Source organism: Streptomyces sp. AC550_RSS872 (genome assembly GCF_019049285.1).
In the GTDB taxonomy this organism is placed as follows: Bacteria; Actinomycetota; Actinomycetes; order Streptomycetales; family Streptomycetaceae; genus Streptomyces.
The window spans coordinates 25,835-48,155 of sequence record NZ_JAGMUL010000004.1 but is presented as its reverse complement, the minus strand read 5'-3'; the positions used below and the strand labels follow the sequence as shown (position 1 = coordinate 48,155).

Below are 22,321 nucleotides of genomic sequence, written 5' to 3'. Positions count from 1 at the left end.
CAATGGTTACGGAGACATGGCGTGTGGGATAGCGGGGGGCGGCTCGCGGGCGTCCAGGTGACGGTTCGTCGGTCCGGCCCGTACGTCCCTCCCCCCGTGGAGGGACGTACGGGCGGGTCTCAGGGGGTGCGGCGGCGCAGCGCCGCGAAGGCGGTGAGGGTCGCGGCGGCGGCGACGGCGAGAAGGATGCCGGTCTCGACGTACTGGAGGGGCCGGAGGTGGGACGGCGGGTGATACGTGGCCCGGACGATCCTGTCGCCCTGGTAGGTCCACTCCACCGCGAGGGACTCGTGGGGCAGCTGGAACCCCTGCGCGTCGGTCGCCCTGCGGGTGGCCGTGGGCCACAGGTGCTCGCGGCCGCGGTCCAGGACGTTGTAGAGAACGAGACAGGCGGCGAAGGACAGGCCGGCGGCGGGCAGCGGCCGGCCGCACAGCAGGCCGAACAGCGCCCCGAGGGACAGGCCCGCGAGGGCGTGGCCGACGGCGGTCGGTCCGGTGCTGATGTACGCCTCGGTCTGGTACCAGTGCCCGACCAGGGCCGGCTCCCCGTCGCCGCGGGCCAGGACGATCAGGGAGACGAGCGCGGAGGTGCCCACGGTGATCAGTACGGCGGGGACGGCGAGCTTGGCGGCCAGCCAGCGGGCCGGGGTCACCGACTGGGTCCAGGCCAGCCGGGCCGTTCCGCGCTCCAGCTCCTGCCCGACGAGCACGCCGCCCGCCCAGGCGGCGATCGGGAACATCAGGTAAGCGATCAGTTCGGTGACCAGCCTGATGCCGTCGATGTACCGCTCGTCGGCGGTGATCGAGCCGACCTCGGCGCACGAGGGCCTGGCGTCGGTGGGTGGCGAGGCGCACGCGGTGATGCCCGTGCGGGCCTCGTCGCCGATGGCGTACATCCAGATCAGGACGGCCGTGGCGAAGGCGAGTGTCAGGCACCAGAAGACCAGGGCGGTGCGGTGCACCCGCAGGACGGTCCAGGTCAGACCGCGGGGGCCGCGGGGAGGACGGCCCGTGGCCGGGGCCGCCGCGGCGGCGGACAGCACGGTGCTCATACGGCGGCTCCGGTACGGCGCTTCAGCAGCCGGAAGGCGATCAGCACCGTCAGGGCCGTGAGGGCGAGGGCGATGCCGGTCTCCATCAGCTGGAGGGGCCAGAAGTGGGAGGAGGGGTGGTAGTCGCGGTAGAAGCCGACGATGTCGTGCTCGGCGAGGCACTTGGTGTTGTCCACGCAGATGGGGTCCGGGACGCGGGCGCCGGTGGAGGTGAGGGCGCCCTCGTCGACGACCATGCCGATGTACGCCGGGTACCCGTGCTTGTTCGTGAGCGTCTCCAGTGGCCACAGATACGGGCGCACGGTGCCGAGCACGGTCGTCAGGAGCGCGAGCACGACGACCGCCAGGCCGAGCGCGGGCAGGGCGCGGCGCTGGAGCAGGCCCGCCAGGACGCCGACGGCGAGGCCGAGCAGGGCGTAGGAGATGCCGACGGTGCCGTTGGCCTCGAAGATGGTGCCCTGGTACCAGCTCCGTGAGCCCATCGCCGCCCGCAGCGGACCGTCCGCCGACCACAGCAGGCGGTGCAGCAGCGTGAGCACGAGCATGCCGGCGGTGAGCAGGGCGGCCGGGACGGCGAGCTTGGCGGCCAGCCAGCGGGCCGGGCTGACGGACTGCGTCCACGCCAACTGGGCGGTGCCGTTCTCCAGTTCGCGCCCGATGAGCGCGGCGCCGGCCCAGGCGGCGGTGAGGAACGGTGCGAGGTCGAGGATTCCGGCGCCGATATCGACGGCCGTGTCGTACATGGTGTAGGCGGGGCCCTGGGAGACGCAGCCCAGGCCCGGATGGTTCGTTTCGCAGTGCAGGCTGCGGTACTCGGACCACGCGGCGTCCACGCCCGGACCGTACGCCCACAGCAGTGCTCCCGCGCCGACGGCCACCAGCAGCAGCCAGAACCACAGCGCCCAGCGGTGCAGCCGCAGCATCGCCCAGAGCAGGCCGCGCGGGCCCCGGGAGGCCGTGCCGACGGTGGACGTGTCGAGGGTCGTCACGGCGGTCATACGGCGGCCTCCCGCGCGTCGTCGAGGCGGAGGGCCGGCGCCTCGGGGGCGCGCAGATGAGCCAGGACCAGCTCCTCCAGGGTCGGGGCGGTCGCCTGCCAGGACTCGCCGAGGGGGCCCTCGGGCCGTACGAGTGCGGTGACCTGACGTCCTGTCGTGCGGGACTCGACGACGGTGTGCGGGTCCAGCGACCCGTCGGCCCGGCCGGTGACGAGGCGGTGCGCGGCGAGCAGGTCGTCCAGCGGGCCGGCGAGGCGGACGCGGCCGGCGCCGAGCAGCAGGAGGTGGTCGCAGGCGCCGTCCAGTTCGGCCACGACATGCGAGGACATGACAACCGTGGTGCCGTGTTCGGCCGCGTCGGCCATGAGCGTGGCCATCAGCTGGTGCCGGGCCAGCGGGTCGAGGTCGGCCATCGGCTCGTCCAGGAGCAGCAGTTCGGGGCGCTTGCCGAGGGCGAGGGCGAGGGCGACGCGGGTGCGCTGGCCGCCGGAGAGCGTGCGGATCCTGGCGTCCGCCTCGAGTTCGCCCTCGGCGACGATCCGCTCGGCGACCCGGTCGTCCCAGCGGCCGGGGTTCAGCTCACGGCCGTAGCGCAGGGTGTCGGCGACGGTGAGCTGGGGGTGCAGGGGCTTGTCCTGGGCGACGTACGCGAGCCGTTCGCGGACCGCGCTCGGGGCGGTGCCGAGGACGGTGATCGTGCCGTCGGTGGGGTGCAGCAGTCCGGCGGCGAGGGAGAGCAGCGTGGACTTGCCGGCGCCGTTCGGGCCGACGACGGCGCACACGGTGCCCGTCGGGAGCCGGAAGGAGCAGCCGTCCAGGGCCTGCTTGCGTCGTCGCCCGAACCCCTTGCCGAGCGCGGCCGCCTCGATGGCGGTCTCGGTCATGACTCGTCCCCCTTGAAGTGCGTGTCCAGTACTGCGGTGAAGAGCGCGTCCACGTCGTCGTGGTCCAGCCCGGCCTCGCGGGCCCGCACGGCCCAGGCCTCCAGCTCGGTGCGCAGGGGCGACTCGGCGGGTGCGGTGTTCAGCCCGCGTCGCACGAACGTCCCGAGTCCTCGGCGTGCCTCGACCAGGCCCTCGCGTTCCAGTTCGCGGTAGGCCTTGAGGACGGTGTTGGGGTTGATGGCGGTCGCCTCGACGACCTCACGGGCCGTGGGCAGCTTGTCGCCGGGCTCCAGCAGGCCCAGACGCAGGGCCTGTTTGGTCTGCTGGACGATCTGTACGTAGGTGGCGACGCCGGAGCGTCGGTCGATGCGGTACTCGACCATGCCGTTCCACCACCCTTTCACTAATTGAGTAGTGAAAGGGTGGTGCAAAGTAAGGGGCGGCGTCAAGGTCGCCGCCCCTTACGGGAGTTATGTCAGGTTTCTGTGCCCGGGTTCTCAGGTCTCCGTGCGGTACATCAGGTCCGTCTCGTACGTCGTGAACCCGAGCCGCTCGTACACCGACACCGCCGCCTTGTTGTCGGCGTCGACGTAGAGCATCGCCGTGGGCAGCCCCTGTGCGGCCAGATGCCGCAGCCCGATGGTCGTCAGGGCCTTGCCCAGACCGCCGCCCTGCGACCCCGGGCGCACGCCGAGGACGTACACCTCGCCGAGCCCCTCCTCCGCGTGGACCTTCGTCCAGTGGAAGCCGACGAGCTCGCCGTCCCGTTCCGCCAGGAAGAAGCCGACCGGGTCGAACCAGGGCTCGGCCTTGCGGTCGTCGAGGTCGCGCTGGGTGAGGGAGCCCTGCTCGGGGTGGTGGGCGAAGGCGGCGGCGTTCACCGCGAGCCAGGCCGCGTCGTCCTGGCCGGGTACGAAGGAGCGGACCGTCACGCCCTCGGGGAGTACCGGGTCCGGCAGCGACAGGTCCGCCAACGGGCGGCGCATCTGGCGCAGTTCGCGGAAGAGGGTCAGGCCGAGGACCTGGGAGAGGTGGCGGGCGGCGGAGTGGCCGCCGTGGGCCCACACCCGCAGCCGCTTGCCGGACGCGCCGAGGAGGGCCGAGCCCAGCGCGCGGCCGTGCCCGTGGCCGCGGTGCGCGGGGTGGACGACCAGCTCGGCGGCGGGCGCCTCCACCGGGTCGGTGTCCTCCAGCTGGGCGTAGCCGACCAGTTCGCCGGCGACGGTCAGCAGCAGGTGCGACACGCCCTCGCGCGCTCCGCCACGCAGCTGGAGCCGCCCCTGCTCGGACACCGCCTGCTGCCCGTCGCTCCGGACGGCCTCCGTGAGCAGCTCCAGTACGGCCTCGGTCTGCTCCGGGGTGAGCTCGGCGTGGGTCTCGATGGAACGGGTCGGGAGGGGGTGTCCGGTGTCGTCGCTGGTCATGCGTATGAGGGTAAGGGCCGGTTCGGGCAAAGTCCCGGCACAGAAGCAATCAAGGTGTAACCAGGAACCCCCTGTCGCGCTACGCGCGTTGACTCTAGGCTGCCGCCCGACGGGGCCATGTCACTCACGACACGCAGGTCACTCAGGACCGACGTGTCATCCACGACTCACAGGGGGGCGGATGTCAGCCACATCCCACCAGCAGCACCGCAGACGCCGTACGTACGCGCTCGTCGCCACCGCCGCCGGACTCGCCACCGTCGGCGCGCTGGCCGCGGCGCTCCCCGCGACCGCGACGCCGGAGAGCTCGGGCAAGGGCGGCCACGGTTACCACTTCGACCGTTACCGGGACGTCCAGCTGCTGTCCTTCAACGACCTGCACGGCAACCTGGAGCCGCCGTCCGGTTCCTCCGGCCGGGTCACCGAGGTGCAGCACGACGGCACGACGAAGACGATCGACGCCGGTGGGGTGGAGTACCTGGCCACCCATCTGCGCAAGGCCCGGGAGGGGAACAAGTACTCCATCACCGCCGCCGGCGGTGACATGGTCGGCGCCTCCCCGCTGATCTCGGGCCTCTTCCACGACGAGCCCACCATCGAGGCCCTGAACAAGCTCGACCTGGACGTGACGAGCGTCGGCAACCACGAGTTCGACGAGGGTGCCCGGGAGCTGGCCCGGCTCCAGAACGGCGGCTGCCACCCCACGGCCGGCTGCTACGCGGACAAGGAGTTCCAGGGCGCCGACTTCCCCTACCTCGCCGCGAACGTCCTCGACGAGAAGACCGGCAAGCCGATCCTCAAGCCCTACTGGGTGTGGAAGAAGAAGGACGTCAAGGTCGGCTTCATCGGAGTGACCCTGGAGGACACCCCGGGTGTCGTCTCCGCCGAGGGCGTCAAGGGCCTGAAGTTCAAGGACGAGGTCGAGACGATCAACAAGTACGCCAAGGTGCTCCAGCGCCAGGGCGTGAAGTCGATCGTCGCGCTGATCCACGAGGGCGGGGCCCCGGCGTCGACGTCGTACAACTACGACTGTGACGCGCCCGGCGCCGGTGACGGCATCTCCGGCCCGATCGTCGACATCGCCAAGAACATCACGCCGCAGGTCGACGCGCTGGTCACCGGCCACACGCACGCCGCGTACGTCTGCACGATCGACGACCCGGCGGGCAAGCCGCGCATGGTGACGTCGGCCGCGTCCTTCGGCCGTCTCTACACCGACACGACGCTGACGTACGACCGCTTCACCGGCGACATCGCCCGTACGGCCGTGAAGTCCGCGAACCACGTGGTCACCCGGGACGTCCCCAAGGCGCCCGACATGACCGCGCTGATCGACAAGTGGAACACCCTCGCGGCGCCCATCGGCAACCGCGCGATCGGCTACATATCCGGCGACATCGGCAACACCGGGACGGAGTCGCCGATCGGTGACCTGATCGCGGACGCGCAACTGGCGCACGGCAAGGAGCTGGACCCGGAGACGGACCTGGCGCTGATGAACCCGGGCGGTGTCCGGGCACCGCTGACCTACGCGGCCAAGGGAAGCGAGGGCGACGGCGTGGTGACGTACGCCGAGGGCTTCACCGTGCAGCCGTTCTCCAACACCGTGAACCTCCAGGACTTCACCGGTGAGCAGCTGATCCAGGTGCTCAAGGAGCAGGTGAGCGGCACCAACGCGGCGTCGCCGAAGGTTCTCCAGCCCTCCGCGGGGCTGACGTACACGCTGGACCTGACGAAGTCGGGCGCCGAGCGGGTGGTGACGGACTCGATCAGGCTGAACGGCGAGGCGATCAACCCGACGGCCACCTACCGCGTCGCCACCAACAGCTTCCTCGCGGGCGGCGGCGACGGCTTCCCGACGCTGGGCCAGGGCACGAACGACCTGGTCGGCTCGGACGACCTGACCGCGCTGGAGAAGTACCTGACGGCCAACTCCTCGGCCGCCAGCCCGATCACGCCGCCGGCGGCGAACCGGATCACGGTCGTGCGGTAGTTCAACACGGTAGTAAGTGAACCGGCGTGAACTAGATCGCAAACCTCCGGTAGAGGTTGCGGGTGGGGGGTGTGCGCATGGTCGGATGGGCCGATGCGTTCCCCCCACCCCATACCGGCGCATTCCTATCCAAACCCATATGACGAACTCGCCAGTCTGGACGATGGTCCACTGACGGAGTTCCTCCTCGAGGAGCGGGACGAGGCGGAGGCCCAGGACGATCCCTGGGCTCCGCCCAACCACCGCCGGGGCAGCCGCCGCAAGCGGCGGAGCCGGCTCGCGGGCCTGTCGTTCGCGATGAAGGCCGTGGTCGGCCTCGTCGTCCTGGCCGCCTTCCTCACCCTCGCCGACCGCTGGGCCCTCCTCTATGCCGAGCGCAGAGCGGCGGACACCCTCAAGGACCGTCTGAACCTGGCGGTCGCCCCCGAAGTCCAGATCGACGGCTTCCCCTTCCTCACCCAGGTCGCCGACGAGCGGCTGGACTCGGTGAAGGTGACGGTCCCCGACGTGGCCGCCGACCGGGTCTCGCTCGCGCAGGTGACGGCGACCGCGCGAGACGTACGACTGGACACCGACGGCCTGACGTCGGTACGCGGCGCCGACGTCCCCCGCCTGGAGGGCGACGTCCTGCTCTCCTTCGCCGACCTGAACCGTGAACTCGGCGCGTCCCAGGTGACGTTCACCGGCGAGGGCCACGACCGGGTCCGGGCGCGCGGCACCCTGCCGGTCGCCGGGCACGACCTCAGCCTGCGGGCCGAGGCCCGGATCGTGCGGAACGGCGACCGTGGCATCGCCACCCACATCGGCGGCATGCGCCTGGACATCGGCGACCTGGCCACGTACCGCCCCGGCGCCCGCACCTCGGAGGGCCTGCACCTGAGCCGGAAGTCGGCGGCCCGCCTCACCCACGAGACCCGCAAGGCGAAGGCGCTCCTGTCGATCCCGTCGGTCGTGCGGCGCCTCGGAGTGCCCGACTCGGTCGTCCGCGCGGCCCTGCGCAACGAGTCCAAGCTGACCGACCTGACCGGCACCCCGCGCTTCGTCCAGCAGGCCATGCGGCTGAACCTCATCGACCTGGCCCTCGACCACCCCCAGCTCCTGGGGCTCCTGGGCTTCGACCCCGCCCTCCTCGACGCCCTGCCCCGTCTCACCCGCCCGGTCCTCGCCGACCAGCTGTCCCTGGGCTTCCGCCTCCCGGAGCCGCCGAGCGGGCAGGTGCGGTTGCGGGATGTGCGGGTGGAGGAGGACGGGATCAGGGTGCGGTTGGAGGGAACCGGGCTGGCGATCGGCGGGAAATAGAACCATGCAAGAGATCGCCGGGTCTCACACCTTTTGGACGAACCGAGTGGGAAACCGGGCCCCTCTGCCGTGGCGCGACTATGGTGATGGCATGGCAGAGCACACGACCATCCAGGTGTCCCGACAGGCTCGCGACCAGCTCGCCCAGGTGGCGAAGGAGCGGGGCATGACTTTGGGGCAGTTGGTCGAGCAGCTGGCCGCGGAGCAACCCACAGCGGCGCAGATCGCCGAGCGCGTGGCGGCGGACCGGCAAGTCGTCCGTGACGTGATCGGCCTTGACATCAGCGATGAGGAGTTCGACAAGGCGCCCGACGTACTGGGCAACATCAACCGGATCGCTGCCGAGAAGGTCCGCAAGGCCCGTGGAGCGGCTGCGTGATCATTCTCGACACCGGCGCCACGCGTGCCCTCGCCGACGGGCACAAGACGCTGAATCTTCTCGCCGGGAACATGGCACGTACCCCGGGCGACCTCCTCCGCGTTCCCGCCGCTTGTCTCATGCAGGCGGAGTCCGAGGACGCCGGGGCCGCACGACGAGTGCTTGCCTTTTCCTCGGTCGTGGTCGATCCGCTGGACATGGTGGCGGCGGTCAGCGTCGGCACGATGATCAGGGACGGATACGGCGGCGCCGACACCTGCCACGCCCTGTACTGCGCCTTGCCGCGCGCGGAGTTCGCAGGGATGTCGATCCTGCTCACCGACGGGGAGCAGAACTATCCGCCGGGCGTGGTCACCGTCGACATCGACTCCCCCGGCATGCTCGGCTTCCGCTGACGCCGGGCATGCCGGGCGGCCTGTGCTCGCGGGCGTCAGGCGATCCGCCGGACCCGCTGGCTGGTCAGGTCGTAACGGGCGCCCACGATGGCCAGCTTGCCGGCGGTGACCTTCGCGGCGAGGTCGGGCTCCGCGGCGAGGCGGGCGTGGACGGCCCGTACGTTGGCGTCGATGGTGGAGGCGATGCGGGCGTCGCCCTCCTGGGTGCGGTCTATGTTCGGGGCTATCTGGTCGGCTATGTACTGGATGTGGGCCGGCAGCCGCTTGCCGGACTCGTCCGACTCGACGGCCGCCTTCACGGCACCGCACGACTGGTGTCCGAGGACCACGACCAGGGGGATGTCCAGTTCGAGCACGCCGTAGGCGACGCTGCCGAGTACGGCCTCGTCCAGGACCTCGCCGGCGGAGCGCACGGTCATCAGGTCACCGAGGCCCTGGTCGAAGACCAGCTCCGGCGGGACGCGGGAGTCGATGCAGCCGAGGACGACCGCGAAGGGATGCTGTCCCGTGGTCAGCTCCTGTCGCACGGTCGGCGACTCGTCCGGATGGCGCTCACGGAACGTACGCCAGCGCTGGTTGCCCGCGGCGAGCTCGCACAGGGCCTCCTCGGGCGTACTGGGGCGACGGCGCGCGGGGGCGGTGGGCGTGGCGGAGGCGGGAGCGGCGCCGAGGGCCGCAGTGGCCCCCAGCGCCGCGGTCCCGGTGAGCCCGAACCGCAGGAGTGCGCGGCGGGCAGGAGAGGCAAGGGCGAACCGCCTGTGGGCGGATACGGTCGGCTGGGCGCCAACGGCTCTGTCAGAGTTCACGGGGTGGAACGTACGCCCGAAACTCGAACCAGAATTTCACCTTGCGGAATCATGGACGGGCACGGGGGACTTATGGTTGATCGTTTGACTGCTCTTGACGATCCCCCGCGCCTGCCTTGACGTTGAGCGGACGAGCGGCGGCCCGCAGAGCTCAGGAAGCCGCGGGCGTCCAGTCGCCCAGCCAGTCCGCGACCTCCTGGCCGGCGGCCTGGGCGTCGCTCAGATGCGGGCGGTCGGAGCCGGCCGGGCCGGAACCTGGGCCCGTGTTCTTGTACTCGGCGAACCGGTCGTCCTTCCAGGAGAACCCGCTCATGTCCGTCCAGGGCGTGGACTTGACCGCCGCGCTGAGGGTCGTGTTGCGGACCGTCGTCTGGGGGTCGAGGGTCGCGTCGCCGCCCGCGTGCCAGGGGCGGCCCAGATAGAAGCTGGACGCGGAGACGTCGCCGTTCACGGCCGAGTTGGCGATCAGGATGCCCTTGCGGTTCGCGGCCGTGCTGGGGGCGGTGACATAGCCGGCCGACGTGCCGTCCCAGCGCTTCTTCAGCGTGATGACCGAGCGGTCGATCACGGCCGACGCCCGGCCGAAGATGAAGTCGACGTTGCCGGTGACGTGGGAGTTCCTGACGTAGACCCGGCCGAGCCTGTCCTTCGCGGCGGTGTCCAGCAGCAGGGTGTCCTGGTCGCCCTCGGTGATGATCCCGTCCAGGAACACCTTGTCGGCGGCGGTACGCAGGGCCACGGCCTGGTGGCCGCTCAGGTTCTGGTTCGCCTTCTCGTCGAAGTCGTTGGAGATCGTCAGGTTGCGGGCCTGGAAGTCGTCGGCCTCGACGGCGACGGTGGCGCTGCCCCCGGTGCCGTAGGTGCCGCCGCCCGGCTTCGGGGTCCCGGCCGCGTTGTTGTAGACGATGACCGTGTCCTTGCGGCTGCCCCCGGTGCCCTGGATGGTGACGTGCGGCTTGTTGGACGGGACCTTCACGGTCTCCCGGTACGTCCCGGGCTTGACGGCGATCACGACCCGCGACGCGTTGTTCGCCGGTACGGCGTTCACGGCCCCCTGCACGGTCGAGTACTGCCCGCTGCCGTCCTTGGCGACGGTGAGGGTGGTGGCGGCCGCTTTGGTGCTCGCGTCGGCGCTACCGGTCGTACCGATGGAACTACGCGGTCCCGCAGTGGACTTGAGGAGGGCCGGGACATCGGCTGCCGTGTCGAGCGTGTACGCGTAGTACGCCTTCGGGTCGAAGGCCGTACCCCCGCTCTCGTTACGGCCGCTCGTCCCCGAGAACACGTTGCCGCGCTGGACGAGCGTGGCGGTGCTGTCCTTGGTGACGGGGTTGTTCATGCCCTGGAAGCAGGAGTTCTCCAGGACCATCGCGGTCCTGCCGCGCGAGTAGTTGCCGTACGAGGACTTGATGGCCGTGCCCGCCACGTCCTCCAGGAAGTTGTTGTAGAGGTGCGCGTGGGCGGCGTTGTCGGTGGACGGGTTGCGCTGCTCGGTCTCGCGGATCCAGTTGTGGTGGATCGTGATGTCCGTCTTGACGTTCTCGGTCCAGCCGATGCCGAAGGTCTTGTTGTTCTGGCTGAGCTTGTTCCAGGACACGGTCACGTTCGTGCTGTCCTTGCGGACGTCGATGAGCCCGTCGGCCATGTGCCGCAGATCGTTCTGGTCGATCCACACATGGTGGGCGCCGTCCATCTGGATGGCGTCGAAGTCGTGGTCCTTGTCGTTCCAGATGCCTTGGTACGCGTCCCGGATGGTGAGGTTCCGGATGATGACGTTGTGGACCCCTTGGCCGAGGAAGAAGCCACCGCCGACGATGTGCCCGGACGTCCCGGCCCCGACGATGGTCTTGTCCGACCGGACCTTGATCTCTTTCCCGACCGGGTTCATGGTGATGGTCCCGGCGACGACGATGACGTGCGGCTCGGCGGCCGTCGCGTACTTCTCCAGGTCGGCCTGCGTCTTAACGGTGACGATCTGCCCGTCCCGCCCCCCGTAAGTGCCCTTCTGGCCAAGGGAGTCGACGGAGGCGAAGCTGTCGGCGGTGGCCGTGGCCCAGGCGGGGGCGGCGGCGGTCGAGGCGGCCGCCTGCTCCTGGGCGTCGGCGCCGAGGAGGCCGAGGTCGGTGCCGTGGGCGAGGGTGCCGGCGGCGGTCAGGGCGAGGGGGACCCCGACCACCAGGGCCTTGCGGCTTCTGCGGTGCCGGGGCCGGGCCTTGCTGTGCTGCTCACGCATGCGGCGATCCGTTCCGTGCGGGGGATGGTTGCTCCGAAGAGCGGTCGCCGCCCCCGCACGGAAGGGTTGCCTACTTGGTGCAGGTGTTGGGGTCCAGCTTCTCCTCGATCTTGTCCTCGCGGCCGTCGGGCTGGCCGTTGGGCAGGAGCTTGTCGGAGACGCCGTCGATGTAGTAGCCGTACGAGTAGATCGTCTTCCAGCTCGCGTCCCGGCCACGCCAGGTATGGGCGGTGACCTCGCCGTCACCCTTGTTCCACTGGTAGTCCTCGACGTAGAAGACCGGGTTCACGCGCACCACGCGCTGGTACGGCGTCCACGTCACGGCCACCTGCCGGCACGGCGGGATGGTCTTCTCGCTGCGGGTCTCGAACCGGGACTCCTTCTCCCAGCCCCACTCGTAACCGGCGCTGCCGCCCACGCTGCCCGAGAAGATGCTCTTGGCGAGGGAGAAACTGATCTCGCCCCCAACACTCTTCTTGGCGAACGTCTTGGTGCCGTAGCTGCTGACGAACGTCTCCTTGTCGTCCGCCGAGCCCCGGTTGCCGATCCACCGGGACGTGCGGACCGGCTCGCCCTTGATGGACCAGGTCGAGGCCTCGGCGTAACCGCACCAGCCGCGGAACAGCTCCCACGAACCGGCGGGCACCCACAGCCCGAAGACGTCCCGCAGGTACTCGTCCCGGGTCTTGAACTCGCCGGTGTCGACGTTGAGGGCGCCGTAGACGCCCGTCAGGCTGCCCTCCTGGCCGCAGAGCCGCTCGATCATCAGGTCGGTGTCGCCGGGGTCGACGCCCCGGACGTTCTGAGCGCCACCGGGACCGGCCGCCTGGGCGGAACCGGCGCCCGCCAGCACCCCGGATATGGCGAGGGCGGCGGAAGCGATGCTCAGGGCGCTCTTCTTGAGCGTCGATTTGCGAATGAGTCGCATGGGGGTTGGCTCACTCCTGTGTGCTGTGCACGGGCGCCGACGGGTCCGGTCGGCACCTGTCTGACAGCCAGGAAGATTGCAGAGAACTCGCGGGTAGGGTCGGGATCAGGTGAGGATGACAGGACATCGACAGCTGGGTGGGGGTGTCTGTCGGGTTTTATCGGCTTTGGTCCGCCGCCGCGCAACAGGAGTAACTCCGATAGCTGATACGTGAGTTGAGGAACTCGACGGACGCTACGCGGGTCAGTGACCGCCTGGACATCTGGCCATGGGGTGCGGGGCGGGCAAGGTGCGACGCCGGTGTCGTGTGCGTTCGCGATCATGTTCCACGCGTATGGGCGGGCGCCCGGCCCGGTCCGGGGGGAGGGAGTTGGGCGGGCGCCGCGCCTCCAACTCTCGTGCCCCGTACATTTGTTGCGCCTCGGCCGAAAGGCCGGGCTTCCCCCTGCTCCCCACCCTCGCCCTCGGCCTCGGCCGAACGGCCGACCCTCGGCGAGTGGAGGTGACCGGGGTTCGAGGCCCAAGGTCCCCGCGGGCGACGTGCTGCTCTTCGGGGCGTCCTCGTGGTCCGCGTTCGTGCACGGCGTGAAGGAGACCGCGTGACACCTGACCGCACCACCGCCGTGTGGCGCAAGTCGTCCTACAGCGAAGGCGGAGACAAACGACTGCGTTGAGGTCGCCGACGGCCACCCCGGCATGGTCCCCGTCCGCGACAGCAAGAACCCGGACGGTTGGGCACTTGTCTTCGGCGCGACCCCTGGGCGTCCTTCCTCGCCTCTCAAGAACTGGGCGCCGGAGTCGCGTCGTCGTCCGTCGTCGCGACGGCGCTGCGGTTCTGTCGGCTCAGGTGGACGGCGTGAAGCAGGGTGCCGACCGCCGCCGCGCCGCTCAGCAGGGAGCCGAAGGCCGTGATCAGCGAGCCGGGGCCGTCGCCACCAGCGCCCGGGGGCACCGCGACGACGGTCTGGGTCACGACGGTCACCGGGGTCGGGAGCTCGGTCGGCTCACCCGGCTCGGTCGGTTCCCTGGTCGGTGTGACGGTCCCGCCGTCGCTCGGCCCCTGGGTTGCGCCCTGGCCCGGATCGCTCGGTCCTCCGATCGGCGTGTCGGACGTCTCCGGCGGCCGCGTGGTGTACCAGCTGGTCGACGCGGCCCCCCGTGCGTGCGGCTCCTCGTCCGACCCCGACACCAACGCCAGGACGAGAAGCGAAACAGCACCGCCCGTGAACATGACGCCCAAGGTGGTCCACAGGGCGATTTTCGATCGCGAGTTCTTCAACATGGCTCCCCCTCGCCACGAGCGTAGGGGAAACGGCCGGGAAGTGGATCTCCATTCCCGGCCGCTTTGAATAAGCAACGCCGCTGAGCAAAGTCAGAGTTGAAGCTAGGACTCCTGCGGCTCCGCAGGCGGCGGCGTCGGCGCCCCCGGCAGCCGTACCGTCGCCACGGTCCCGCCGCCCTCCGCGTGCGCCAGCGTGACCTGCCCGCCCGCCTGCTGCACCGTACGTGCCACGATGGACAGACCCAGCCCCGACCCCGGCAGGGCACGCGCACTCGGTGAGCGCCAGAAGCGGTCGAAGACGTGGGGGAGTTCGTCGGCGGGGATGCCGGGGCCGTGGTCGCGGACGGTCAGGACACCATCGGCGAGCTGCACCTCGATCGTGCCGCCCTCGGGGCTGAACTTCACCGCGTTGTCGAGGATGTTGACCACCGCACGCTCAAGAGCCGCCGGTTCCGCGCGGACGTACCAGGGCTGGACGTCGGCCGTGATCGTCAGTTCCGGACCGCGGAGGCGGGCGCGGCGCAGGGCCGACTCGACCGTGTCCTCCAGCGAGATCACCTGGACGCGTTCGCCGCGCTGGCCCTCCGAGCGGGACAGTTCCTGCAAGTCGCCGATCAGAGCGGCCAGTTCGGTCATCTGGGCCTTGACCGAGGCGAGGAGGGCCTTGCGGTCGGCCTCGGGGATCGGGCGTCCCGTCTCCTCGCTGCGGGTGAGGAGTTCGATGTTGGTGCGCAGGGAGGTGAGGGGGGTGCGCAGTTCGTGGCCGGCGTCGGCGATGAGCTGCTGTTGCAACTCGCGGGAGCTGGCCAGGGCCGAGGTCATGGAGTTGAAGGAGCGGGAGAGGCGGGCCACCTCGTCCTCGGAGTCGTCCTCGACCGGGATGCGGATGTTCAGGTCCTCGGTGCGGGCGACGTGTTCCACGGCGTCGGTGAGCTTGTCGACGGGGCGGAGACCGGCGCGGGCCACGGCCAGGCCGGCGGCGCCCGCGCCCACCACTCCCACGCCGGAGACGAGGAGGAGGATCAGGGCGAGGTCGTTGAGGGTGGACTGGGTGCCCTTCAGGGGTACGCCCACCACGAGGGCGGCGTCCGACTCGGCCCCGGTGACCGAGTCCCTGAGGGTGATGGGAAACGTCAGGACACGGAGGTCGTCGCCGTCCTCGTTGGTGCCGTTGCGGAAGAAGCCGTCGCCACCCCTCTTGATCGCGTCCTGGTCGGACTGGGTGACGTTGACGACGCCCAGCGAGTTCGGGAGGAGGCAGGGGGTTCCGTCAGCCTTGACCACCTGTGAGTAGGTGGTCCGGAAGTTGTTGAGTGTCTGCTGGGGAGTCTGGGTGCACTCGGTGTACGCGTCCCCGATCTGCGCGATCTGCTGAGGCCCCTTGATGGCCGCGACCCTCTTCAGGTCCTCGTCCACCTGCGCGTACAGCTTCCCCTGCACAATGAACCAGCACGTCACCGAAACCGCCGCCACCGCGAACGCCACCGCCGCCGCCACCAACAGCGCCAGCCGCGACCGGATCGGCAGCGACCGGAACCGGCGCAGCACCCTGTTCACTCCGCCCCACCCTGCCGCAGCACATACCCCACACCCCGCACCGTGTGCACGAGCCGCGGCTCGCCCCCCGCCTCGGTCTTGCGGCGCAGGTACATGACGTACACGTCCAGCGAATTCGACGACGGCTCGAAGTCGAAGCCCCAGACCGCCTTGAGGATCTGCTCACGCGTCAGCACCTGGCGCGGATGCGCCATGAACATCTCCAGCAGCGTGAACTCCGTACGGGTCAGCTCCATCGGCCGCCCACCCCGCGTGACCTCCCGGGTCGCGAGGTCCATGCGCAGGTCGGCGAAGGTCAGCGCCTCGTCGTCCTCCACCGCGCCCGCACCGGCCGCCGCCGCGTACGAGCTGCGCCGCAGCAGCGCGCGGACCCGGGCGAAGAGCTCGTCCAGTTCGAAGGGCTTGACCAGGTAGTCATCGGCGCCGGCGTCGAGGCCCGTCACGCGGTCGCCGACCGTGTCGCGGGCGGTCAGCATGAGGATCGGGGTCGTGTCACCGGCGCCACGGATGCGACGGGCGGCGGTCAGGCCGTCCATGCGGGGCATCTGGATGTCCAGGACCACGAGGTCGGGCCGGTAGGCCGTCGCCTTCTCCAGGGCGTCGGCGCCGTCGACCGCGACCTCCGTGTCGTACCCCTCGAAGGCGAGGCTGCGCTGGAGTGCTTCACGCACCGCCGGCTCGTCGTCGACGATCAGGATGCGCTGGGGGTCACGGTCGCCATCGGCGGGGCTCATGGGCTCGGGATCCTCGGGGTGCGGTGGGACGGGGGCTGAGCGGCTGAACGCCTTCAGCCTCGCATGCTTCTCGGCTTGCTCAGCCTCGTACGGTACGGCGACGGCCGCGGGCGGCAGCGGCCCTGCGGCCCGCGCTCGGGCGGGCGGTCGCCAGCTCCGGTGCCCGGGACGGCGCCGTCGGCGAGTGCGGGGCGCCCGCGACGGAGAGGGCCAGGGCGAGGTCGGCGGGGCCGACGCCGGTCGCGGTGTGCTCGACCTGCTGGATCATGACGTACTCCCTCTGGCGCCTCGCGCTTCAGTCGGTGGAACCGGCCCGCAGCTTCGCCAGGTCGGACTTGACGGTGTTGATCGGGATGGCGAAGCCGAGGCCCACGCTGCCCGCGTCGGACGAACCCGAGCCGGCGGCCGAGTACATCGCGGAGTTGATGCCGATGATGTTGCCGTTCATGTCGATCAGCGCGCCGCCCGAGTTGCCGGGGTTCAGGGACGCGTCCGTCTGGATCGCCTTGTACGTCGTCGTCGAGGACCCGGTGTCGCCGTTGAACTGCTGGCCGCCGAACTCGAACGGCCAACCGCCGCCGCCCTGCTGCTGTTGCTGCCCCTGGCTCTCGTCCGTCGAGACGGTCACGTCACGGTCGAGCGCGGACACGATGCCGCTGGTGACGGTGCCGGTCAGGCCCTCGGGGGAGCCGATCGCCACGACCTGGTCGCCGACCTGGACGCCGGAGGAGTTGCCGAGGGTGGCCACCCTCAGCCCGGAGGCGTTCTGGAGCTTGATCAGCGCGAGGTCCTTGCTGCTGTCGGTGCCGACGACCTCGGCGGTGTACTCCTTGCCGTCACTGGTCCGCACCTTGACCGAGGTGGCGCCGGAGACGACGTGGTTGTTGGTGACGATCTCGCCGCCACTGGTGATGATCACGCCGGAGCCGGTGGAGGAACCGGCGTTGGACTGGGCGTTGATCTCGACGATGCTCGGGCTGACCGCCTTCGCGACCCCGGAGACCGTGCCCTTCTGGCTGGAGGGGACGACGTTGGTGCTGGTGGAGCTGGAGGTCGCGACCGTGTCCTGGCCGGTCAGCTCCTGTATGCCGTACGCCGTGCCGCCCCCGATCGCGGCGGCGACGATCGCCACTGCGGCGATGAGGGCGACGGGACCGCGGGGCCGCCGCGCCCTCGGCTGCCGGCCGGCCGGCTCGGTGAGGAGAGCGGTCGGTGCCGTCGGCTGGTGCGCCGGCGGGGGCGGCCACTCCGGGTTCACGGGAGCGCCCTGGTACGGGTGGTCGTATGCGCCGCTGTGGCGGAAGCTCTCGGTCATGGAGATGAGCATGTCGCCCGACCATGAGAGCTCCCTGAGTGCTCCCTGAGAAGCCCGGCAGAACCCCGTATGCCCGATATAAAACCCCCACTGGTCGGGGGCGGGGGCTTCTCAGAGACCTTTCAGAAAGGGCAACAGGACTGCGACGCCCCTAGGGGCGCGGGGCTGTATCGATGTGCGGCTCCGCCGCGTGGGCGCGACCAGCCACACACGACCGGCACCCGCACGACCCCAGAACCCCCGAGCTCTCAGGCGCACCCGCACGACTTCCGTGTGACCAGCCGCGACGGAAACACCTTGAGTCGCTCACGCCGCGATCCCGCCACTCGCAGCCCGTCGTCCAGCACCAGATCCACCGCGGCCCGAGCCATCGCCGACCGGTCCGACGCGATCGTCGTCAGCGGCGGATCCGTCAACGCCGCTTCCTTGATGTCGTCGAACCCGGTGACAGCCAGCTCACCCGGCACGTCGATCCGCAGCTCCCGCGCAGCCCGCAGCACACCGATGGCCTGGTCGTCGGTGGAGCAGAAGATCGCGGGCGGCCGCCGCGGCCCGGAGAGGATCTCCAGCGCTACGCGATACGCGTCGTAGCGGTTGTACGGCGCCTCGAACAGCCGCCCCTCGGTCGGGATCCCGGCCTCGGACATCGCGCGCCGCCAGCCCTCGACGTGGTCGGAGACCGGGTCGCCGACCGCGGGGGTCTCGGCGGTGCCGCCCACACAGGCGACGTACTCGTAGCCGTGTTCCAGAAGGTGGCGTACGGCGAGCTGGGCGCCGCCCAGGTCGTCGGTGACGACGGCGACGTCGTCGATGGCCTCGGGCCGCTCGTGCAACAGCACCACCCGGGCGTCCCAGGCCTCGATCTCCGCGGCGGCCAGGTCGTTCAGGGCGTGCGAGACCAGGATGAGCCCCGAGACGCGCATCCCGAGGAACGCCCGCAGATAGTGGACCTCGCGCTCGCCGACGTAGTCGGAGTTGCCGACGAGGACCATCTTTCCGCGCTCGGCGGCGGCCCACTCGACCGCGTGTGCCATCTCGCCGAAGAAGGGCTGGCGGGCGTCCGGCACGATCAGGCCTATGAGATCCGTGCGCCGCGAGGCCATCGCCTGGGCGACCCGGTCGGGCCGGTACCCCAGCTCCTTGATCGCGGCGAGGACACGCTCGCGCGTGGCCGGGGCGACCGGCCGGGGTCCGTTGTTGATGACGTAACTGACGACGGCAGTGGAAGTCCCTGCCAGCCGCGCCACGTCATCGCGAGTCACCTTGGCCACGCGCGGAGTCTACGCGGATGGACCTGCTCTGGGCAGGGCGTGAAGGCGCTTGCCTGGCGCCGGGCTGTCACTCTCCCGCACGCGAGCAGCGCCCTGTGCGCCCTGCCCGAGCGTCCGCTAGGCGTCGGCACGGACCTCGGCGCCGTCCAGGGCGGCCGTCTCGTCCGAATCCGCCGATTTTGCCCGGTCGGCCTTGGCCTTGGCTTCGTCGGCGGCGCGATCGACCTTCTCGGGAGTAACGAATCGATAACCGACGTTCCGGACGGTTCCGATGAGCGACTCGTGCTCGGGGCCGAGCTTGGCGCGCAGCCGTCGTACGTGGACGTCGACCGTCCGGGTACCACCGAAGTAGTCGTAGCCCCAGACCTCCTGGAGCAGCTGCGCGCGCGTGAAGACGCGGCCCGGGTGCTGGGCGAGGTACTTGAGGAGCTCGAACTCCTTGAAGGTGAGGTCGAGGACCCGCCCCTTGAGCTTGGCGGAGTACGTCGCCTCGTCGACCGACAGGTCGCCGTTGCGGATCTCCATGGGGGAGTCGTCGCTGACGATCTGCTGGCGGCCCATGGCGAGCCGCAGTCGCGCCTCGACCTCGGCCGGACCGGCGGTGTCGAGGAGCACGTCGTCGATGCCCCAGTCGGCGGTGACGGCGGCGAGGCCGCCCTCGGTGACGACGAGGACGAGCGGACAGCCGGGGCCGGTCGAGCGCAGCAGCTGGCACAGGCTGCGCACCTGCGGGAGGTCGCGGCGGCCGTCGATCAGGATGACGTCGGCACCCGGGGTGTCGACGAGTGCCGGGCCTTCCGCCGGAGCCACGCGCACGTTGTGCAGCAGCAGGCCGAGTGCCGGGAGCACCTCCGTCGACGGCTGGAGGGCGTTGGTCAGGAGCAGCAGAGAACTCATACGTCTGGTTCCTCCTCGGTCCCTGCGAGGACGTGTGCGGTACGGAACTGCTCTGCGATCCCGAAGGCCCCGTACACCTGCGGTCACCTGAGGTTTCCCGCGCCGTATACAACGCTTCCGAAAGCACAAAAGGACCCGGGGGCTACGCTGCCCGAGTCCTCTGCCCAGCAGAATAGCCGACATGAGCATCGGTCCGGCAGGTCATGTGGCACGATCCACGGTTCGTCCGCACTCTGAGACAACCAGACGTACACCTTTGCGGACGTATCTGCACACCGAAGACGGCGTGACCGTCGATTCCGTATACGACCCGGGTGCGGTCGTATACGACTCCTCGCGTCCATCTGCCGGTGACCTGGTGTTCGTCGTCGCCCACGGCTTCACCGGCGATGTGGATCGGCCACATGTACGACGGGTGGTGGAGGCCTTCACCCGGTACGGCGCCGTGGTCACCTTCTCCTTCCGCGGGCACGGCGCCTCCGGCGGCCGTTCGACGGTCGGGGACCGCGAGGTGCTCGACCTGGCGGCCGCGGTGCGCTGGGCCCGCGACCTCGGGCACACGCGCGTGACGACCGTCGGCTTCTCCATGGGCGGCTCGGTGGTGCTGCGGCACGCGGCGCTGTACCGGCCGGGCGAGCAGGAGCGTGAGGGGCGCGCGGGGGCGCATACGGACGCGGTGGTCTCGGTGAGTGCGCCGGCCCGCTGGTACTACCGGGGCACGGCTCCCATGCGCAAGCTCCACTGGCTGGTGACCCGGCCCGAGGGCCGTCTGGTGGGCCGCTACGGATTCCGTACGCGCATCCACCACCGGGAGTGGAATCCGGTGCCGCTCTCCCCGGTGGAGGCGGTCCCGCGGATCGCGCCCACCCCGTTGCTGATCGTGCACGGCGACCGCGACGGCTACTTCCCCCTGGACCACCCCCGCATGCTGGCCGAGGCGGCCGGTGACCACGGGGAACTCTGGCTGGAGCCCGGCATGGGCCACGCCGAGCACGCGGCCGACGACAAACTGCTGGCCCGCATCGGGGACTGGGCCGGCGCACAGGGCGGCTAGCCTGACGGGGTACACAGCCGACCGACAGAGGAACCGCATGCCCAAGGTCACGGTGCGCTACTGGGCCGCCGCGAAGGCCGCGGCCGGGATCGCCGAGGAGCCGTTCGACGCGGCCACGCTCGCCGAGGCGCTCGACGCAGCCCGCGAGCGACACCCCGGTGAACTCGTGCGCGTCCTACAGCGATGCTCGTTCCTCGTCGACGGTGACCCCGTGGGCACCCGCGAACATGAGACGGTACGGCTGGCCGACGGCGGCACGGTCGAGGTGCTCCCGCCGTTCGCAGGAGGGTGACGATGACCGACCAGCCGTATCAGGGGTACGACCAGTACGACCCGTACCAGCAGCCCGCGCCGCCGCAGGGGTGGCCCGGGCAGCAGGCGTACGACGACCAGCAGGCCGCCCAGCAGCACACGCAGCAGTGGCAGGGCCAGACCTGGGAGACCCACGTCCAGCCGCCGGTGCCGCCGGCCTCGGCCGCGGAGACGGCCTATCTGCCGTCGCAGGGGGCGGGTGTGCCGGGGGCGGCCGGGGGAGCAGGGGCGGCCGCGGGAGCGGGAGCGTACGCGGGGTCGGGGTACGGCGAGACCGGGCAGGGGTGGGGCGGCGCGCCGCAGGGCCAGGCCCAGCCCCACCCGCAGGCTCAGGCCCAGCCCCACCCGCAGGCCCAGGCCCACCCGCAGGTCCAGGCCTACGCCCAGGCTCGACCGGGCCATGCTCAGCCGCAGGCTTACGCCCAGCAGGCCCCTGCCCCTGGTCATGCCTCTGCCCCTGCCCATGCCCAGCGCTCCCCCGCGGAAAGGGAGCCCGAGTCGGGTGAGGGCCCCGGGTACGGTCCCGCGACCGTCGCCGGCAACTCCCGCATCACGGACGCCCAGCGGGCCCGGCTTGAGGGCCGTTCGCCGATCATCGAGCCGGGGGTCCAGCCGGCCGGGCTCACGGCGCTGCTGGGACTGCTGCTCTCCGGCGCGGCGGCCATCGGGTCGTACGCCCTTCTCGTCCCGCTCGTCGTCCTTCAGGCCGTGACCGCGGCGGGCTGGTTCCGGCTGAACGGCATGTGGCCTGCCCGGCAGGGCATCGCGCTGGCCTTCGCGGGGGCGCTGACCGCGGACGTGGCGTTGCTGGTGGCCGACCGTGCTCCGGCGGCGATCCTCGGCACGCTGGGGGTCTGGGTACTGCTGACGCTGGTCCTTCAGCTGCGCTCGCACGCTGATCCGGACGAGCGGATGTACGGGCTGATGGCGACGGTGGTCTCGGCGGCGCTGTCGATCGTCGCGGGTGGGTATCTCGCGGCCGAGGCGGATGCGGTGAGTGTGGGGGCGGTGGCGGTGGCTGTCGCGGTGCTGGTGCGTGCGTTGCCGTTGCCGACGGTGGTCTCTGTGGTGATGGCGTTGCTTGCGGGGGCGGGGGCCGGTGGTGTGGTCGGTGCGATGACCGGGGTGGGGTCCGGTGGGGCCTTGCTCGGGGCCGGGGCCGCGGTGTGTGCGCTGGTCGGGCATCGGGTGGCCAGTTATGACTATCCGTCGCGGTTCGTGCACTTCACGGCGGGCGTCGCGTTGCCGCTGGCGGCTGCGGCGCCGGCGGTGTACGTGCTGGGACGGGCGTTCGTCTGAACCGGCTTTTCCTCGCCCCCGCCGCCCCTGCCCGTCCCGTCCCTGGGGGCTGCGCCCGAACTCAGCCTCTCCGGCGTTTGAGGAGCGGGGTCTGGGGCGGAGCCCCAGAAGGGGCGCGGGGCTGTATCGATATGCGGCTCCGCCGCGTGGGCGCGACCGGATGGGACGGGTTGGGGCGGCGGGGGCGAGGAAAGCCCAGGCCTGCTGTC

The 22,321-nt window shown here is 70.8% G+C and carries 22 protein-coding genes and 1 pseudogene; 8 read left to right on the top strand and 15 right to left on the bottom strand.

All coding sequences use genetic code 11. The annotated features are described in order from the left end of the window. Positions 1-119: 119 nt before the first annotated feature. The 5 genes from KUM44_RS01150 to mshD all read right to left on the bottom strand — a co-directional run bounded on the left by KUM44_RS01150 (position 120) and on the right by mshD (position 4,358). The gene (locus KUM44_RS01150; protein ID WP_217205595.1) at positions 120-1,052 is read right to left on the bottom strand and encodes a hypothetical protein; all 933 of its coding nucleotides are present in this window, start codon (positions 1,050-1,052) and stop codon (positions 120-122) included. Further along, entirely contained in the window at positions 1,049-2,050 is a 1,002-nt protein-coding gene (locus tag KUM44_RS01145; protein ID WP_217205594.1) for an ABC transporter permease, read from the bottom strand. The genes KUM44_RS01150 and KUM44_RS01145 overlap by 4 nt, the downstream gene beginning before the upstream one ends. Next, positions 2,047-2,934: an ABC transporter ATP-binding protein gene (locus KUM44_RS01140; protein ID WP_217205593.1), complete on the bottom strand. Its 888-nt coding sequence runs from the start codon at positions 2,932-2,934 to the stop codon at positions 2,047-2,049. Before KUM44_RS01140 ends, KUM44_RS01145 begins: the two co-directional genes overlap by 4 nt. Beyond that, positions 2,931-3,317, bottom strand: a complete 387-nt coding sequence (locus KUM44_RS01135) for a GntR family transcriptional regulator (protein ID WP_217205592.1) — start codon at positions 3,315-3,317, stop codon at positions 2,931-2,933. Before KUM44_RS01135 ends, KUM44_RS01140 begins: the two co-directional genes overlap by 4 nt. A gap of 114 nt (positions 3,318-3,431) precedes the next feature. Further along, on the bottom strand, positions 3,432-4,358 hold the full coding sequence (gene mshD / locus KUM44_RS01130; RefSeq protein WP_217205591.1) for a mycothiol synthase: 927 nt from the start codon (positions 4,356-4,358) through the stop codon (positions 3,432-3,434). A 181-nt stretch (positions 4,359-4,539) separates the two neighbouring features. Between mshD and KUM44_RS01125 the strand changes: the two genes are divergently transcribed. The 4 genes from KUM44_RS01125 to KUM44_RS01110 all read left to right on the top strand — a co-directional run bounded on the left by KUM44_RS01125 (position 4,540) and on the right by KUM44_RS01110 (position 8,424). Continuing rightward, on the top strand, positions 4,540-6,351 hold the full coding sequence (locus KUM44_RS01125) for a bifunctional UDP-sugar hydrolase/5'-nucleotidase (protein WP_217205588.1): 1,812 nt from the start codon (positions 4,540-4,542) through the stop codon (positions 6,349-6,351). A 93-nt stretch (positions 6,352-6,444) separates the two neighbouring features. Further along, positions 6,445-7,650, top strand: a complete 1,206-nt coding sequence (locus KUM44_RS01120; protein WP_217205587.1) for a DUF2993 domain-containing protein — start codon at positions 6,445-6,447, stop codon at positions 7,648-7,650. A 91-nt stretch (positions 7,651-7,741) separates the two neighbouring features. Continuing rightward, positions 7,742-8,029 carry a hypothetical protein gene (locus KUM44_RS01115; RefSeq protein WP_217205585.1) on the top strand — a complete coding sequence of 96 codons (288 nt, stop codon included), beginning with the start codon at positions 7,742-7,744 and terminating at the stop codon, positions 8,027-8,029. Then, complete coding sequence (locus KUM44_RS01110) at positions 8,026-8,424, top strand: hypothetical protein (RefSeq protein WP_217205584.1); 399 nt, start codon at positions 8,026-8,028, stop codon at positions 8,422-8,424. Before KUM44_RS01115 ends, KUM44_RS01110 begins: the two co-directional genes overlap by 4 nt. 35 nt (positions 8,425-8,459) lie before the next feature. Here KUM44_RS01110 and KUM44_RS01105 read toward each other — a convergent pair whose 3' ends face one another. The 3 genes from KUM44_RS01105 to KUM44_RS01095 form a co-directional block, all read right to left on the bottom strand. Then, a complete protein-coding gene (locus KUM44_RS01105) occupies positions 8,460-9,230 on the bottom strand; it encodes a carbonic anhydrase (protein ID WP_217205582.1) in 771 nt (256 codons plus the stop codon). Between the two features lie 151 nt (positions 9,231-9,381). After that, a complete protein-coding gene (locus KUM44_RS01100; protein WP_217205581.1) occupies positions 9,382-11,463 on the bottom strand; it encodes a pectinesterase family protein in 2,082 nt (693 codons plus the stop codon). A 70-nt stretch (positions 11,464-11,533) separates the two neighbouring features. Next, entirely contained in the window at positions 11,534-12,391 is an 858-nt protein-coding gene (locus KUM44_RS01095; protein WP_217205580.1) for a hypothetical protein, read from the bottom strand. Between the two features lie 599 nt (positions 12,392-12,990). Here KUM44_RS01095 and KUM44_RS01090 point away from each other — a divergent pair. After that, positions 12,991-13,251, top strand: a pseudogene (locus KUM44_RS01090) (DUF397 domain-containing protein). Here the strand turns inward: KUM44_RS01090 and KUM44_RS44930 are convergent. The 7 genes from KUM44_RS44930 to KUM44_RS01060 form a co-directional block, all read right to left on the bottom strand. Continuing rightward, entirely contained in the window at positions 13,170-13,673 is a 504-nt protein-coding gene (locus tag KUM44_RS44930; RefSeq protein WP_254388873.1) for a hypothetical protein, read from the bottom strand. The pseudogene KUM44_RS01090 and the gene KUM44_RS44930 sit on opposite strands and share 82 nt — an antisense overlap. A gap of 102 nt (positions 13,674-13,775) precedes the next feature. Continuing rightward, entirely contained in the window at positions 13,776-15,230 is a 1,455-nt protein-coding gene (locus KUM44_RS01085; protein WP_217205579.1) for a cell wall metabolism sensor histidine kinase WalK, read from the bottom strand. Beyond that, positions 15,227-15,964 carry a response regulator transcription factor gene (locus tag KUM44_RS01080; RefSeq protein ID WP_217205577.1) on the bottom strand — a complete coding sequence of 246 codons (738 nt, stop codon included), beginning with the start codon at positions 15,962-15,964 and terminating at the stop codon, positions 15,227-15,229. The genes KUM44_RS01085 and KUM44_RS01080 overlap by 4 nt, the downstream gene beginning before the upstream one ends. A 79-nt stretch (positions 15,965-16,043) precedes the next feature. Continuing rightward, positions 16,044-16,232, bottom strand: a complete 189-nt coding sequence (locus KUM44_RS01075; protein WP_217205575.1) for a hypothetical protein — start codon at positions 16,230-16,232, stop codon at positions 16,044-16,046. Positions 16,233-16,259: 27 nt separating this feature from the next. Next, positions 16,260-17,279: a S1C family serine protease gene (locus KUM44_RS01070; protein WP_217205573.1), complete on the bottom strand. Its 1,020-nt coding sequence runs from the start codon at positions 17,277-17,279 to the stop codon at positions 16,260-16,262. Positions 17,280-17,527: 248 nt separating this feature from the next. After that, entirely contained in the window at positions 17,528-18,550 is a 1,023-nt protein-coding gene (locus KUM44_RS01065; protein ID WP_217205571.1) for a LacI family DNA-binding transcriptional regulator, read from the bottom strand. A gap of 117 nt (positions 18,551-18,667) precedes the next feature. Continuing rightward, on the bottom strand, positions 18,668-19,447 hold the full coding sequence (locus KUM44_RS01060) for a response regulator transcription factor (RefSeq protein ID WP_217205569.1): 780 nt from the start codon (positions 19,445-19,447) through the stop codon (positions 18,668-18,670). A gap of 181 nt (positions 19,448-19,628) precedes the next feature. On the opposite strand from KUM44_RS01060, the gene KUM44_RS01055 reads away from it, so the two are divergent. The 3 genes from KUM44_RS01055 to KUM44_RS01045 are packed head-to-tail and all read left to right on the top strand — an operon-like array spanning position 19,629 to position 22,112. After that, positions 19,629-20,501 carry an alpha/beta hydrolase gene (locus tag KUM44_RS01055; RefSeq protein ID WP_217205567.1) on the top strand — a complete coding sequence of 291 codons (873 nt, stop codon included), beginning with the start codon at positions 19,629-19,631 and terminating at the stop codon, positions 20,499-20,501. 37 nt (positions 20,502-20,538) lie between these two features. Then, a complete protein-coding gene (locus tag KUM44_RS01050; protein WP_030052141.1) occupies positions 20,539-20,793 on the top strand; it encodes a MoaD/ThiS family protein in 255 nt (84 codons plus the stop codon). Positions 20,794-20,795: 2 nt separating this feature from the next. Then, entirely contained in the window at positions 20,796-22,112 is a 1,317-nt protein-coding gene (locus tag KUM44_RS01045; protein WP_217205565.1) for a hypothetical protein, read from the top strand. Positions 22,113-22,321 lie beyond the last annotated feature (209 nt).